Raw genomic sequence first — 15,385 nt, 5'->3', positions numbered from 1 at the left:
TTCACTTAACACTAGAATATTACTAGTCGTAGTTATTCCTGTACTTATACTTCTATTTTTTATATATGCATTTTAAAATGGATATATATTATTCTAAAATTATAGGACTTAGCTAGTGGTTAGTTATAGTCAGTTCATTATACTTTCGTCTTAAGACTTCTCTCAAATTAATTACGCTAAAAAGTGCACACCCCAAGAAAAAAATGCACACCCCTCAGACTGTCCGAAAACCTCACAAAATAAAAGAAGCTTTATTAGTAAAAAACACTTATTAAAGAGTGATATTACCTACAAATACGAAAAAATGCAGGCTTTTCTCTTATGTAGCCTGCATTTTTGATATTAAATCATTTACCCCTATCATATTTATTGCACGTTTCATATTATAGGCTAAAAATGACAATGACAACTCAGCGGTAGTTTTCATATTTCCTTTTAATAGCAAATATGAACTATCGCACCATCGTTTTATTGTACCAAACGGATGCTCCACAATAGATCTTCGCATTCGTAATTTCTTTTTATCTGGTACAAATATTATTCTTACTTTTCTTGTAGAAAAACAAATAGTTTTACTTGATTTTTTCTTTGCTGAAATTTTAGGCTCAGATTTCTCTATAGTAATAGTTTTCTTACCAGCAAAGAATTTAGATTTTACAGTATCTTTGTTTTCAGGGAATTCCACTACTTTAAAAGCTGCTATTGTACATTTGCATTTACAATTACGGCAAGCTAATTTGTTTGCATATCTTACTTTACCTTTTACGATTGCCTTTTGTTTTAATATATTCCCCATTGGACAAGTTACTACATTGGTTTGTCTATCTCGAATGAAGTTCTCATTAACTTCGATAATAACTTTTTCAATGCTTTCAGTATTGTTCTCTACTGGCTCTTTTTCTATAACTTCTTCACTAATGATATATTCACCAGGCTCTATAATCTCCACCGATATTTTGTAGTATTCATATGCTTTTGGAATTATGCCACTTTCTAAGCATTTTTGAATATCCTTAGATGAGTTTGAATTTCTTATTTCATCTGTAATCTGATTTTCTTTATAATCTATATCAAAACTATAATTTTCTTTATTATCTAATAGATGAACATTGGGTATTATACCATTCTTTAAGCTTTCTAAAATATCTGCTTGCTTCCTATATCCTTTATCAGCAACTACTTCTAAAGTTTCAACCTCCATAGCTTTCTTTGCAACTTCAGCCATAGGAACAAGAAGACCAATATCGTTACAATTATTTGTAACTGCAAAATCAGCTATAAGATGGCTTTTACTATCTACTGCTGTTTGTACATTATAGCAAACATCTAACTTACCATTGTTTTTCATAAGTCTTGATTCTGGATCTGTTATAGATTTTTGAGTAACATCATTTTCTTTCATTTCTTGGAGATAAGAATTGTACAAATCTTTCCTTGTGTTTAATTTCTGAATTTTATTTTCTAGCTGCTCTTTTGTATATTCTGTGCTATTTCCATCCTCTTTATCACATTTATCCATTTCTTTCATAAATTCAGCTATATTTTCATCTATCCATTTCAATCGATCATTAAGTTTTGAAGCAGTATAATTCTTATCTTTTGCATTGACTGCTTTAAACTTACTTCCATCAATAGCAATAAGTTCTTTAGAATATAAATTCATTTCTAGGCATAGTTTAACGAAAGCCTTAAATACATTTTTAAGAGCTTTTGCGTTATCTTTCCTAAAATCTGATATAGTTCTAAAATCAGGAGCAAGCTTTTTTAAAAGCCACATTAATTCAACATTTCTACGGCATTCAATCATTAACTTTCTTGAAGAACGAATTTTATTAAAGTAACCATAGATATACAACTTAAGCAAATCTTTTGGATTGTAGGCAGGTCTTCCTTCTCTAAAAGGATTTGTTTTAGCAAACGCAGCTTTTTCTAAATCTAAGTTCTCGATAAAAACATCAATAACACGCACTGGATTATTATCACTAATGTATTCATCTATTGTTTCTGGAAATGCTGTTACTTGTCCTCTATTTTGACCTACTATATATCCCATAATTGTACCACCTAAAAATTACTTTTGATACATATATTATACTGTAAAACCATCGAAAACACTAGTATTTTCAATGGTTTCAATCTATTTTTTACAATACTTCCAGTATATGTTTTTCAGACAGTCTGCCCTCTATTCTAAAATTCATAGGGGTGTGCATTTATTCCACTTATCTTCCATATCCCAAGCCTAAAATCTCATTTTTAACAACTTATTTCTCTCCAAAAAACACTGAAAGCCCTTGAAATCAAGGACTTTGCATTGTATCAACATTTAAGTGATTATTTGTCTAATCACTTAAATGTTGATACAATTTAGCGACCTTTTTAATTGGAGGTAGTATTTTTGATATCGCTAAATTGTTTGAATATCGCTAAAAAGTGTATTTCCTTCTATAGTGAATTCACATTCTTTCGTTTTATATTATTATGATTTAAAACCACCAGTATTTAAATAAAACATATCCCGTTGAACTTCATTATCATATTCTTCTTTATACATTTCAAATAATTCATCTTTCTTATCAAAATATGACCCACTAGACTTTTTTAACTTCTTCTCTATAACTCTAGCATTATGAATTCTACATAATGGGATAAAATAATCTAGCATACTAATACGAAAATACTCAAACATATTATCATAAAAATCCTCATTGCATTTTTCTGAAAATTCATGCAATGCTAGGAGCCAATCAATAACTTGATCATATAGATATCTATTCTTAAAATCTTTTGTTCCTACTGCATTAATCAATAATCCCCAAATACACATATTATCAAAGCTATCTTTTTGTTTACATTGTTCACAATTGATTTCCTTGTCAACATAGCTAGTCACACTGTTACAATCACACTTTTTCCTAAATAAATATGGAAAGAACATATTAATCAACTCGTCAAAAGCAATTTTTTCATTTCCAATCAATTCAAAAGCTTCACTTATAGATATTTTCTTAGCAAATCCATTTTGATTTTCAGATACTTCTCTAGTAAAAACCTCATTATACGCATCATTAAAAATTCGTCTCCATGTTGCATCTAGAGTACTTCCATTAAATCCAAGTATGTAACTTTGCAAGTTTGTTCTAATTCTCCATCTAGTTCTTGCAGCAGAACTAATAAAAACTATTTTAGAACGTTCCGTCGCTTTTGCAATAAGTTGACGTAAAAACAATATAAAATCATCTTTGTTATCTATATTTAATTTATTTACTATTTTATTAATATTAATATATTCATCGCCCAAATGCTCTTTATCTACTATCGATGAAAAAATCGATTCAATGGTTATTACATTTATTTCGTTATAAAATTCTTCATTTTCCGCTATTTTACTACAATAAGGTCCAAATCTTTTTCTCATGACTTCAATTCTTTTTTCAGCAAGTGATTTATGAATATTATTACGCTTTAATGTAGTTAAAATAGTATGACTTCCAAAAAGAAAATCCATGACTTTTCCGTTGAGTTTTGGTTTTGTCTCAATCAATTTATCAAGAGATAAGAACCACTTCTCATGCCCCTTTAAAAAATTATACTCATGATCATCAATATGAGTTCCAATAATATATGACATAATATCTGGACGTTGAGTATATAGAACTTTTAATGCTGTACTAAAATCATTTGAAGCCCCAGAATGTAAAGCTTCTACAAAAAAAACGTTAGAAATTTGAGGATAATCTACATTAAAAATTCGATTATATCTTTCAACTAAAACACTTTCTGTACTTTGTTGATCATGGTCTAAACCATAAGTGTCAATTAATGTTATTTTTTCTATCCCCATCCTTTTGAATATAGTATAAAAGTTATCACAAATAATACTAGATATTGATACTTTGGATATCAATCCAGTATATGATTGTTTTTTACCATCTATTCTTAACACTTTTAAGAATAACTCTAAATGATTTTTTGTTTCATCTGTAACATCAAATTCTATTATTGGATTACTACTTTGAACAAAATTTACTTTGCGTTCTTCTAAATCTGCCCCTACATATGACATAATAACTTTATATACTTCTCTAAACATAAAATTAAGTAGAGTTTCAAAAATATTCTCATCTGTTACGTCAATTTTAGACTCATTACTTGGGATATTAATATCTACATTTTGTTTATAATTTTTTCTAAATATGTTTTCAAAACTCTGATTTTGAACATCTGTATCAAAATAAGGAGTGCTTTTTAAATTTTGTTTGCACAAATCAATTAAAATTTCACAAACAGTATTAAATAACATATTAAGCTTTTCCACACATTTTCCAGAATCTAAAAAACTAAACTCCTCAAAACTAAAAAAATCATCTGTGTTTATTATAGCATTTTTAAAATCTATTGAATAATCCTCATCATCAAGTTGTTCTGCAATCCAATCAAAAGTAATCTTTTCTATCGTCTTATCTATTTCTGACAATTTTATTAATGACTGATTTGTTCTAATATCAGCAAATTTGTTTTCATCATAAAATAATATATTTGCCTTTGGTACAATATCATCTTCAGAGGTGATAAAACAATACTCTGAATAAGAACGTGTTGTTTGTCCTTGACCTTCAGAAGATATATATTCTGGATATTTACTAAAGGATTTAATAAACGCAGATTTTCCAGCAGCTGATTTCCCAATAACCGCTATTGATATATTTGCAGATTTTTCTATCATCTTACATTACCTCTTTTCAATTTATCTAAATGCATGCGTGTCATAGTATCAAATATATACTGTGCAAAAGTGTTGATATTTTTTAGTAGATTATTGGTGTTTTCAACTTCATAGTTGTTAATATTTTTATAAATTGAATCAATTTGGCTCATCATTTCAACATAATTAAAATTGCCATCATATAATTCATGAATTGCATCTGATAACTTTTTTATTTTTTCACTCGAATTATATTTTTCAGGATGTATGAAATAAAAATCTCCTATTAATGATGAATGCTCCCAAGGAATCTGTCCAAATTGAAATTGACTATATAGTTCCTTTCTTACTTTTTTAAAAATATCTTCTATCTTTATACGTTCATTCTGAATCGTTTCTGCTAATATTTTAGTAAACGGCCCATTTTCACCTCTTCCATCTTTAGCTACAGATCCTGGAGATGTTGAATAAGATATAAATGTACCTTGTTTTCCATTAAAAATTGTCTTATTTGAATTACCTCTTATTTTCCCTTGATCTAATACTATAAGTTCTTTTCTACAACAATCCATAATTATAATACTAATAAAATCTTTTTCTCTATTCATCTCATTAATTATAGGAGTAATATCATAATATGTTTTTAAAGTATCATAATCAATATATTCGCTTTCTGGTTTTTTTGCATCCTTTGGAATTATATATTGCTTACCTGAAACTTCAACACCGTGGCCAGCAAAATATAACAATCCAACCTTTGCATTATATAATTCTCTTTTAAATTCATAAATTACATTTCTTAATTCTTCCATACATAAATCCATATGCTCTTTAACCGAAAAGTTAGCATACTCTAAAGATTGAGCTATTAATTCCATATCATTAATAGGATTGTTTAATTGATCCCAAGCATTATAATTATTTATTCCAATACAACAAGCTATTCTTTCCATATTTTCCTCACATAATTTAATGTTGCCTTTATAATAGTACTTTATTGTTAATATTATAAAACTTAATTCTATATTAATATTCCTTACAATTATACACCATTTTACATCATTTTAACATTAGTTCATTTCGGCAAATTCACCTCAATTTCAACAGAATGAAAAAACACCCACAAAGCCAGCTTCTCCCTAAGCCAACCTTGTGGGTGTTTTAACTAAACATTAGATATCATCCTTAAATGAAAAAGTTATTCATTCTCCAATATTTGCGTTTTTTTTCAATAGTACCTTTCGAAATTTGCATATCAAGAAAATATTAAAAATAAATTCTTATTTCTAAACAAGCTTTTGCATTTATAAACTAAGTTTTATGAATTTTCCTCCAAATTATTCCATTGATGAAATACCTTTAAAGTAGCATGATATTTAGTCCCTGGTTCACGATACTTTTCAATATTTATATTATCAGTAACTAATTGACGGATTTCCTCGTGATATAATTTCTTAAAACGTACTTTGTCCACTTTTCCATCATTATATTTAGCACAAGCTTCATCATATGCATTTAAATAATCTTCTTTTGCTGAATCTACTATAGATTTCATAATTGCATTATCCTCTTCTTTGCTCAACTGAGAAGCTTTATCTTGAAATCGGCTTCTTGCATCTGAAATCAATTGTCTTATTTGCATTTCTACTTGTGCCATTTGCATATCATTAGCCATTTTTTGCATATCTAGAGCCGATTTTGTTAAATCATTTGCCGTAGAAGATAATTCGTTTCCTTTTGTAGCAGAATGATAACTCACGCATAGTGCGATAACACTAACAATAATAGCTATTCCTGTAAGTATTTCTGTTACCATATGTACTTCCTCCTATTTCTGTTTACTAGAAACATTATTTTGTACTAAATTTACTAGTTTTAAAAATTCACTATTATCTGATTCAAAAAGTAAGAACATATCTGTTTTAGGGTCATATCCATTTGCTTCTAAACACATAAATAGAAAATTCATTTCTTCTTCGGATAAACTTTCTTCAATTATTATCTTCTCAACTTCAGAAGTTTTATTATCATTTAAAAGTTTTTTTAATTCAAGTGAAAATAGGTATATTTTCTCCTTATTCAATATTGCCACCTCTCTTTCAATAAACAAATTTAACTTTTGTATACACAAACTTACTAAAATATAAGTTTTTCATGCCCTTACAAAGTAATTCGACAAATCAATATAGTGTGTATATTATACTAATAATTATATAATTTTACATTAAGTCAGTAAACAACTTCCTGTTTCCAAATTACCCTCATTTTCAACAAAATAAAACATACCCACAAAATCAGCTTCTCCCTAAGCCAACCTTGTGGGTGTTATCTTAAATCCTTAAATATTCCATTCTATTTCCATACCATCCTTAAATACAAAAGTTATTTGTTCTTTAGTATTTACGATTATTTTTTCAATAGTACCTGTCCAAAGATTCTCATCAAATTCTATAATTAAGCTTTCTCTTTGCTCAAGTTCTTTTATAAAAGCTATACTACTTTCATGCTTAGCACTTCTCTCCAGTCTCTTTTCATCAATCTCTTCAAGACCTTTTTTGATATTCTCATATCTTTCTGCTAAAGCCTTGTATCGTTCTTCATACTCATCTTGGTTTAATGCACTGTGGGCATTCTCCTCAACACATTTTTTAAGCATTTCAGAAATAACCTCTAACTCACTTTGAAGCTTAAAGCTTTCCTTATCTAGCTTTGTGGTATCTGTTAAGGCTTGTATTATTCCTTCATAGCTTGCTAAAATATCTTGTTTATTTTCAATTATGCTATTAAAGACTTCAACAAAAGCTTGTTTTATCTTATCCTCATAGAGATGAGGCGTACCACACTTCTCATTATTTTTAAACTTAGAATTACATTGCCAAATAGTTCTTCTATATTTACTTGTGGAATGCCATACCTTGCTACCGTAAAAGCTTCCACACTTGCCACAAACAATCTTTCCTGAAAAGCACCCACTACTTGTTTTATATCCTTTTGCATCCTTTCGCTTTTTAATCTCATGCTGGACTAAATCAAACACTTCAGGAGTAATTATTGCAGGATGGCTATTTTCTACATAATACTGTGGAATTTCTCCTTCATTAATTTTCTTTTTCTTTGTTAGAAAATCAATAGTAAAACTCTTTTGAAGAATAGCATCCCCTTTATACTTTTCGTTCTTAAGAATACTAGATACCGTACTAGCTTGCCAAATCTCTTTTCCTCCTGGTGTTGGAATCTTGCTTAAAGTTAAATGCTTCGCAATTCCTGATGGAGTTTTTCCTTCAAGAAACATTTTATAAATCATCCTTATAACTGCAGCTTCTTTTTCTACAATTTTAGGTAATCCATCTTCACCCTTTTCATAGCCAAGGAATTGTTTGTACGGAAGACTTACTTTTCCATCTGCAAATCTTTTTCTTTGTCCCCAAGTAACATTCTCACTGATTGACCTACTTTCTTCCTGTGCCAAGGAGCTCATTATCGTAATTAATAATTCTCCCTTACTATCCAAAGTATAGATATTTTCTTTCTCGAAATATACTTCAACACCTTTTTCTTTAAGCTGCCTTACTGTTGTGAGTGTATCTACGGTATTCCTCGCGAACCTACTAACGGACTTTGTTATTATAAGGTCAATCTTTCCACCTAGTGCATCTGCAATCATTCTATTAAAACCATCACGTTTCTTTGTACTAGTTGCTGAAATGCCCTCGTCTGTATATACCTCAATAAAAGACCACTCAGTGTTTGATTTAATGTACCTTGTGTAGTAATCCATTTGAGCCTCAAAACTTGAAAGCTGTTCATCGTTATCTGTAGAAACTCTCGCATAAGCAGCTACCTTTTTCATGGTAACCACTCCTGAAGTTGCTGGTGTAAATCGTCCAACTATTGCTGGTATTACTGTTACTGCTCTTGCTGTAGCCAAAGTTAACTCCTCCCCTCTATATTTTTAAGGCTTCTTTCTCTTGCCTTTTCCCTAGCCTCAATACTCCAACCTTCGCTACGTGATTTATATTTCCATTCCTTTTTTAATGTAGTTCCATCCATAAAAACAAAAACCAATGTATTCTGCTCTGGTACTTGTAGTTCCTTTATCTTTTCTTGAAATATATCTTCATCAAATTCCTTTAATCCTAAAACCTCTGTCGTTACAGATATTAAAATCTCCTCAGGTATTTGCTTTGAATGGCAACTATCTTTACCATATTTTAAATGAGTAGAACAATTCCACGAAATTCTTCCTCTTGTATTCTTATGCCTATAGTTTTTTCCGCATATTCCACATACAATTATGCTAGTGAAAGGATATTTTACTCTAGTATTATCACGTGTATATTTTTCAACATTTTTACTCATAATCTCCTGTGCCCTTTGAAAAGTTTCTACATTTATAATTGCTGGATGAGTTCCCTCTGCATAATACATGGGAAGATTTCCTTTGTTTATCACTAAGGTCTTTGTTAAATGATTTTTTACATATTTTTTCTGAAGCAAGGCATTACCTGCATACTTCTCATTTTTTATAATATTTGCAACTCTCTCTGAGTTCCAAATACCGCCTCTTATTTTAGGTACATTCATATCTCTTAGTTTCTTAGCTATAAGAGTGCACCCTATTCCCTCTATATAATCATCAAAAATCATACGGACAATTTCTGCCTCTGATTCATTAATTTCAATTTTTTCTTTTTCAATATGATATCCGTACATAAACCTTAAATTTATAAGTTCACCAGCTTCAAAGCCTTTTCTTATTCGCCACTTACAGTTTTCACTAACTGACCGACTTTCTTCTTGCGCAAAAGAAGCGAGGATAGTAAGCATCAGCTCTCCATCCCCGCTAAGACTGTGAATATTTTCTTTTTCAAAATACACATCAATATTTAAGCTTTTTAGTTCTCTTACTGTTTCAAGCATTGTAACAGTATTCCTTGCCAATCTAGATATGGACTTTGTAATTACCATATCAATATTACCACTTCTACATTCATTTAAGAGTCTTTGAAATTCTGGTCTAATCTCCTTTGTTCCAGTAAGTGCTTCATCTGCAAAAACTCCTGCATATTCCCATCCAACTTGCTTTTGTATTAAATCACTATAATAGCTGACCTGTGCTGAAAGTGAATGGAGCATTGCATCCTTCCCACTTGATACTCTTGCATAAGCAGCTACACGTTTCTTTCTAGGCATCTTTTGTATTAAAGGCTCTATTTTTCTTATGTTTCTTGTCATGATATCACTCCCTTCAGCTACCAATGTTAACTCTAATGTTGATACATAGCAAGTTAATAAGAGCTATAATCCACCGACAATAGGCTTATATTTCTTTATCAGCATAGTGTCAATTTTGCTATAGTCCTTTTCATTTATTAATTTTCTAGAAAGCATAACTTTAGCAATAGCGATAGAAACCCTATAATTTTTTTCACATTCAAATTGCTCCTTAGTCATTTCGAACCTCCGCTTTCTCAAACCGATAATTTATATAGCAGCTATGACCACAAAATTTACGTTCCTTATTACCATAGCTTTCAAATTCCTTTCCACAGCCTAAACACTTTATTTTATAAAAAGCCTTCTTATTATATAGGACTTCATTATCTCTCCACCATGACCTACGACAAATATCTGAACAGAACTTCTTACGATGACCTTTCGTTCCTTGTTCTAATGGCTTGCCACAATTCTTACATACTGTATAAAGGTCTTCTTCCTTATCTGGTTTGGCAACTTTATTTATGCCTAAATTATTACGTCTACAGTATGATTTTATTGTATTTTCAGATATGCCAAGTATAATTGCAATTTTAGAATAGCTATTTCCATCCTGCCGCATCTTTTTTATTTCTTCCTTCTGATTACTTGTCATTGCTCTCCCTCCATAAAAGAAAAAAAGAGCCACTCTATAACTCATCTGTACATAAATAAAAATTGTTTACTTTCTATATTATATATATTGAATATAGAATAGGCTCTTTTAAAAATATTTCTACTTATTAAATATCATAATTGTTGCATCAAAGCCTGCTGCTTTTAATCTTTGAAGTTGACTATCTGCATTTTCTTTTACTGAATATGAACCAACCATAACTCTATAAAGAGTTTGTCCATTTGTTTGTGCTAATGAAGCTGGAGGTGTTGGTACTACAGGCTCTATATAATTAATTCCTAACTGAGATAGTATTGCTTTTGCTAAGGCTTTAATAATATCGTTTCTTCTAGAATCAAAAATACTATTGTCATTAGAGTTATCGATGAACCCTACCTCAACTAATACTGCTGATGCCCTAGTTTCTCTAAGCACATGAAAATCTTCTTCCTTAACACCTCTGTTGTAAAAGCCTATTGCTCCTAGTGAAGCTTGTATGCTTCTAGCTAAGTTCTTAGACTTTTCATCAGTATTTATATAAGTGTAGGTTTCAACTCCCTTAGCTTGTTCTGGCATGAAAGCATTTCTATGAAAGGATATAAAATAGTCATAGTTATTTCTATTTTCAAAGTTACTCCTATCATTTAAACTTACTGTTGCATCAGAAGTTCTTGTTTCATCTACAACAACTCCATGCCTTCTAACTTCTGAAGCTACTGCCATACCTAAACTTAATACATCGTTAGATTCCTTTCTCCCATTGTAGCAAGCACCACTATCTTCTCCACCGTGTCCATAATCAAAACATAATCTAGCCATTATTTTTCTCCTCCTTGTTTAGCTGTTCTAAAATATCTTTAAGTTTTTGTGGTATTGGTAATCCTATCTTTGCTGTGTTTTCTATAATGCTTATCCCTTCATTGGAGACATAGAAAAAAAGAACAGCAGTGCGAATAGCACTACCGCTCTTAATCAGATGAACATCTATTATATTTCCTATACCCACCATTAGAAATATTAAAACCTTTTTAAATATTCCTCTAAATCCAATCTCACTAGATAGCTTTTTCTCTAGCACTGCTACCATGAGGCCTGTAATATAATCAATTGCAACAAAGGTAATCAGCGCATACATAAAGCCATCAACTCCTCCCAAAAACCAACCAATATAACCACCTATAGTAGCAAATACTGCTTGAGAAATGTTTATTACATTCTTCATTTCTTGGCCTCCTCATCTTATGTGTTATAAAGTTTTGTACTTAAACTTATGTCATTATAAACACTGATTCCTCACCTCTTTCATTGTTATTTCAACTGTTTCTTTAATGTTTTAATTTCTCTATTTTGATTGTCTATTAACTGCTTTAACTCTTGGATTGCCTTACTAAGGTAAGGAATTATTGTTGTTTGATTAGGAATATAAAAATCTGAAACCTCTCCATTAGCAGCTTCTTGTGGTACAGTTATTACCCATTGAGGATTAATCTCCATAAGCTGTTGAGAAATATATCCCACATCAAAATGCTTTAAGCCAGCTTTGTAATCAAAGTCATAATGCTTGATCTTCATAATTTTATCGAGAGCTGTTTTATCAGTTTCTTCAATGTTCATTTTATAGCGCTTATCTGAATCCCAATAAGTAAGTCCTTTTGCTCCAAATATTGTTGAAACCTCAATATATCTTTGAACTGCAGGATTTATACATCTCATGGATGTCATAGTGTTATCAGAAGAGTACAACATAACCTGTCTATTAAGTTTTACGGCTGCTGCTGTTATATCCAATACACCTTGACCTAAAGTTGAACTTCCTCCTGATGATATTATTCTGCAGTCGTAATCACTTGGTGTACCACTACTATGAAAATCCAAATAAGGTGTGGTAGCAATATCTGTTGGACCAAGCTCTAACCCTGAATTATAAAGCATATCAAAACCTAACTTTATTCGAGCTGATGAGTTTCTATAAACTAATATATTTTGGTTCTCAATGCTTAAATAGTCTGTTGTATTAGATGTTTTAAGTAGAGCACCTGTAATTGTTCCACCAGAAATTCTACTAGCGTTCATTGTTCCAGTTGTAATATTTCCAGCATTTATAGTTGTTTGACCTGGCGTAGATAAGCTTGTAAAAGTAGCATAACCTGTCAAATCAATTTTACTTGCTTGTATCTTTATTGCTTCTGCACTTTGATTAATTGCTGACATAACTCCATTCACATCAACCTTTAGTAATATATCTTGAGAATTTTGTTTTATTGTACTTTCAGCAACATTAATTCTATTTACTATTCTACCCATATTAACATTAACTACATGACCTGCTGAAGTTTCTGCGTATTCACTGCTTTTACTGCTATCAAATAAAGTAATCCAATTAGTTCCGTCAGAACTTACTTCTGTTTTATTATTATGATAAATTCTAGAATCACCATAATAATGCCATATATGAAGATAATCTATATCATCATATACAGCTCCTAAATCTATTTGAACATATTGATTTCCTCCATTTAAATTTGGATTAGCATAGGATGTAGTTAAAGTATTATCATCTGTTACACGAGAGTATGGGCAAGAAGTGTTTTCTGGCGAACTTCCAGTAACAGTTTTGTTTTTAGCTACATTAGTAGTTCCCCTCATGGCTTTAATTTCAACCCAATGGTTCCCTATACTAGCACTACTACCATTTATCCAATCTCTGATGTATCTAACCTTGATGATACTATTTTTTATTATCTCTATATCAGTTGAACTAACCTTTAGAGTTATTTGGTTTTGCAGTATTGATAAGGATGATTCTGCTGTTGAAAGTCTTGAATTTATGGTAGTTATATTACTGTCGTTTATTACTTTATAACTACTAAATGCTTGTGAATCTACCTTTAAAACTACACTATTATTTAAAGCTACAATTTGAGCTCCTTGAGTACTTATAGTCTGTCCCTGTTCAGTTACTGTTGTTTTTAAATTAGAAAATTGAACATCTAGGGTTGAGTTATTTAAGAATACCTTTGAGCTTTGGATAGTTGTAGTAGCTATGCTATTTATTGTTGTTACTACTGAATTAATATCAAGCTTTGTTCCTGAAATATTAGCATCTCCTGCTATCTTTTCATTTGATATTGAGCCATCAGTAATTCCTTCTCTAGTTACTCCATTTTCATCTAACAGGACAGTTTCTCCATCAGCACTTCTTACTCTAAAACCAAACACTAAACCATCACCATTAACATCACCAAGAGTAACTCTTTCATAAAGTGAGTTATCACTTTTTACTGCAAACACTTGTAGTCTATTACCTCTAATTAATAACCTACTATTGGCTCCAGCTATGGTTACTTTTGAGGTATCTATAGTACCACTATTAAAAACATCTGCTGTTAAGCTACTTATATGAGAGGTTCCAATACTAGCTTCAGCAATTTGAGCTGTTCCAATTGCTCCATCAGCAATTAATGCTCTTGTTATAGCTCCTGCTCTAATTTTTGCAGTATCAATAGCTGCATTTAGTATTTTTGCGTTTGTAATTGAAGCATCTGAAATTTGTGCTGTGGTCACAACTAAATTATCTATCTTTGAATTAACTGCATTAAGCTGAGTTATTGTAGCTGTTGTTGTTTCTAGTGTTCCAATTCTAGCAGTTACAGCATTTAAATCTTGAATATCAGCAACCATAATGTTAACATTCTTTAGCTGCACCCAATCAATTGAATTCACCTTACTGCCTTCAAGCATTCCATCAGAGGTAGTAACTGAACTGATTACTTCAGTGGCTCTTAAGGTATTAGCTTGAATATCCTCAAACCTTAAGGTTCTATTTGCAATTTCACAAGAGTTTCTTTCGGGTTCATCTGGATATTCAATAAGCTTAATAATCCTCTGTTTATCTCTAAGCTTTTTATCCTTTGAAATAAGAGTAATAACATCTCCAAGATCATAATCTAAAATGTTTTTATATTTATCACTTATACTAGCTAAATCAATAATCTCAACACTGTATGCCTTTACTGGTTTTGATAGTTCCTTAAGTTTTGCAATAGCATCTTCCTTTAAGCTTTCCTTTGACTCATACCTGTTATCTTCCCAATAAATCGAGATTACTTTATTTGAATATTGATAGCTCTCTACATAATCCTTACCATTATTAATATCAGTAATTTTAAGTCCATCCTTACCAAGAGGTATTATCCTTGTACAATAATCATAGGAATTACTTTGTATTTCAATCTTCTTTAGATTTAGTTCTTCTGAGAAATAGCTTCCTCTATCAAGTCCCATTGATTGATAAATATAAACCTTCTTATTGATTGCATCAAACTTAAAATCACATAGATAAACCTTTCTTATTTCTTGAAGAATCTCATAGCTTGAGCAATTACCTTTCTTTACTGTTCTTGATTTCTCAATATTGCAACTACCTATAGTCCACCCTGTTCCTGCTAAAGCTAAATTTATTGTATTAGCACACGCTTTCTTTATTGAATCGATTGTTGCCGAAGGTAATGTTAATTCATTTACTTGAAAATGCCCAAAGGGTGTGCCTTTCAAAGCTTCAACATTAACCTTGGCAACAACCTCTGTCCAATCATCATTAACATTAATTTCTTTTATCACATATTCATTTTGTGCTGTTCTTAGATAGCATTCTTCTTTTATAAAGGTATATTTATCATCATTGTGAGGATATGAAAAAGAGAGGTTTTCATCGCCAGATAACTCCCTCTCAATCTTTAAATCCTTATAATTTGTTAATCCACAAATTTTATTATGATTGATATCATATAATTGAAGCATTGAATCAC

Annotated in this window: 12 protein-coding genes; all 12 read right to left on the bottom strand. The window is 30.7% G+C overall.

The features are described 5' to 3' along the window. Positions 1-319 precede the first annotated feature (319 nt). Positions 320-2,053 (bottom strand): transposase, encoded by a 1,734-nt coding sequence (locus CLOCEL_RS04085; RefSeq protein ID WP_010073040.1) that lies wholly within the window; start codon positions 2,051-2,053, stop codon positions 320-322. A gap of 426 nt (positions 2,054-2,479) precedes the next feature. Then, positions 2,480-4,726, bottom strand: a complete 2,247-nt coding sequence (locus CLOCEL_RS04080; RefSeq protein ID WP_010073104.1) for a hypothetical protein — start codon at positions 4,724-4,726, stop codon at positions 2,480-2,482. Continuing rightward, positions 4,723-5,658 carry a caspase family protein gene (locus CLOCEL_RS04075; RefSeq protein ID WP_010073105.1) on the bottom strand — a complete coding sequence of 312 codons (936 nt, stop codon included), beginning with the start codon at positions 5,656-5,658 and terminating at the stop codon, positions 4,723-4,725. Before CLOCEL_RS04075 ends, CLOCEL_RS04080 begins: the two co-directional genes overlap by 4 nt. 365 nt (positions 5,659-6,023) lie before the next feature. After that, positions 6,024-6,521 carry a hypothetical protein gene (locus CLOCEL_RS04070; RefSeq protein ID WP_010073106.1) on the bottom strand — a complete coding sequence of 166 codons (498 nt, stop codon included), beginning with the start codon at positions 6,519-6,521 and terminating at the stop codon, positions 6,024-6,026. 12 nt (positions 6,522-6,533) lie between these two features. Beyond that, the gene (locus CLOCEL_RS04065) at positions 6,534-6,797 is read right to left on the bottom strand and encodes a hypothetical protein (protein ID WP_242655211.1); all 264 of its coding nucleotides are present in this window, start codon (positions 6,795-6,797) and stop codon (positions 6,534-6,536) included. 246 nt (positions 6,798-7,043) lie between these two features. Then, positions 7,044-8,633: a recombinase family protein gene (locus tag CLOCEL_RS04060; RefSeq protein WP_013291613.1), complete on the bottom strand. Its 1,590-nt coding sequence runs from the start codon at positions 8,631-8,633 to the stop codon at positions 7,044-7,046. Positions 8,634-8,635: 2 nt separating this feature from the next. Further along, a complete protein-coding gene (locus CLOCEL_RS04055; RefSeq protein WP_013291612.1) occupies positions 8,636-9,940 on the bottom strand; it encodes a recombinase family protein in 1,305 nt (434 codons plus the stop codon). A gap of 63 nt (positions 9,941-10,003) precedes the next feature. After that, positions 10,004-10,159, bottom strand: coding sequence for an SHOCT domain-containing protein (locus CLOCEL_RS23015; RefSeq protein ID WP_010073110.1), 156 nt, complete (start codon positions 10,157-10,159; stop codon positions 10,004-10,006). Then, positions 10,152-10,577 carry a helix-turn-helix transcriptional regulator gene (locus CLOCEL_RS04050; protein WP_010073111.1) on the bottom strand — a complete coding sequence of 142 codons (426 nt, stop codon included), beginning with the start codon at positions 10,575-10,577 and terminating at the stop codon, positions 10,152-10,154. Before CLOCEL_RS04050 ends, CLOCEL_RS23015 begins: the two co-directional genes overlap by 8 nt. Positions 10,578-10,697: 120 nt before the next feature. Then, entirely contained in the window at positions 10,698-11,396 is a 699-nt protein-coding gene (locus CLOCEL_RS04045; protein WP_010073112.1) for an N-acetylmuramoyl-L-alanine amidase, read from the bottom strand. Then, positions 11,389-11,799 carry a phage holin family protein gene (locus tag CLOCEL_RS04040; RefSeq protein ID WP_010073113.1) on the bottom strand — a complete coding sequence of 137 codons (411 nt, stop codon included), beginning with the start codon at positions 11,797-11,799 and terminating at the stop codon, positions 11,389-11,391. Before CLOCEL_RS04040 ends, CLOCEL_RS04045 begins: the two co-directional genes overlap by 8 nt. 86 nt (positions 11,800-11,885) lie before the next feature. Next, entirely contained in the window at positions 11,886-15,377 is a 3,492-nt protein-coding gene (locus tag CLOCEL_RS04035) for a phage tail spike protein (protein ID WP_010073114.1), read from the bottom strand. Positions 15,378-15,385: the final 8 nt, after the last annotated feature.

The sequence above is a fragment of the Clostridium cellulovorans 743B genome, from assembly GCF_000145275.1.
In the GTDB taxonomy this organism is placed as follows: Bacteria; Bacillota; Clostridia; order Clostridiales; family Clostridiaceae; genus Clostridium_K; species Clostridium_K cellulovorans.
This window is presented reverse-complemented; position numbering and strand designations above follow the sequence as displayed.

Bases quoted from the DNA above. Each gene is read 5' to 3' on its own strand.
- CLOCEL_RS04070 (WP_010073106.1), bottom strand. From the start codon at position 6,521: ATGGTAACAGAAATACTTACAGGAATAGCTATTATTGTTAGTGTTATC.
- CLOCEL_RS04045 (WP_010073112.1), bottom strand. From the start codon at position 11,396: ATGGCTAGATTATGTTTTGATTATGGACACGGTGGAGAAGATAGTGGT.
- CLOCEL_RS04075 (WP_010073105.1), bottom strand. From the start codon at position 5,658: ATGGAAAGAATAGCTTGTTGTATTGGAATAAATAATTATAATGCTTGG.
- CLOCEL_RS04055 (WP_013291612.1), bottom strand. From the start codon at position 9,940: ATGACAAGAAACATAAGAAAAATAGAGCCTTTAATACAAAAGATGCCT.
- CLOCEL_RS04035 (WP_010073114.1), bottom strand. From the start codon at position 15,377: ATGCTTCAATTATATGATATCAATCATAATAAAATTTGTGGATTAACA.
- CLOCEL_RS23015 (WP_010073110.1), bottom strand. From the start codon at position 10,159: ATGACTAAGGAGCAATTTGAATGTGAAAAAAATTATAGGGTTTCTATC.
- CLOCEL_RS04050 (WP_010073111.1), bottom strand. From the start codon at position 10,577: ATGACAAGTAATCAGAAGGAAGAAATAAAAAAGATGCGGCAGGATGGA.
- CLOCEL_RS04080 (WP_010073104.1), bottom strand. From the start codon at position 4,726: ATGATAGAAAAATCTGCAAATATATCAATAGCGGTTATTGGGAAATCA.
- CLOCEL_RS04040 (WP_010073113.1), bottom strand. From the start codon at position 11,799: ATGAAGAATGTAATAAACATTTCTCAAGCAGTATTTGCTACTATAGGT.
- CLOCEL_RS04085 (WP_010073040.1), bottom strand. From the start codon at position 2,053: ATGGGATATATAGTAGGTCAAAATAGAGGACAAGTAACAGCATTTCCA.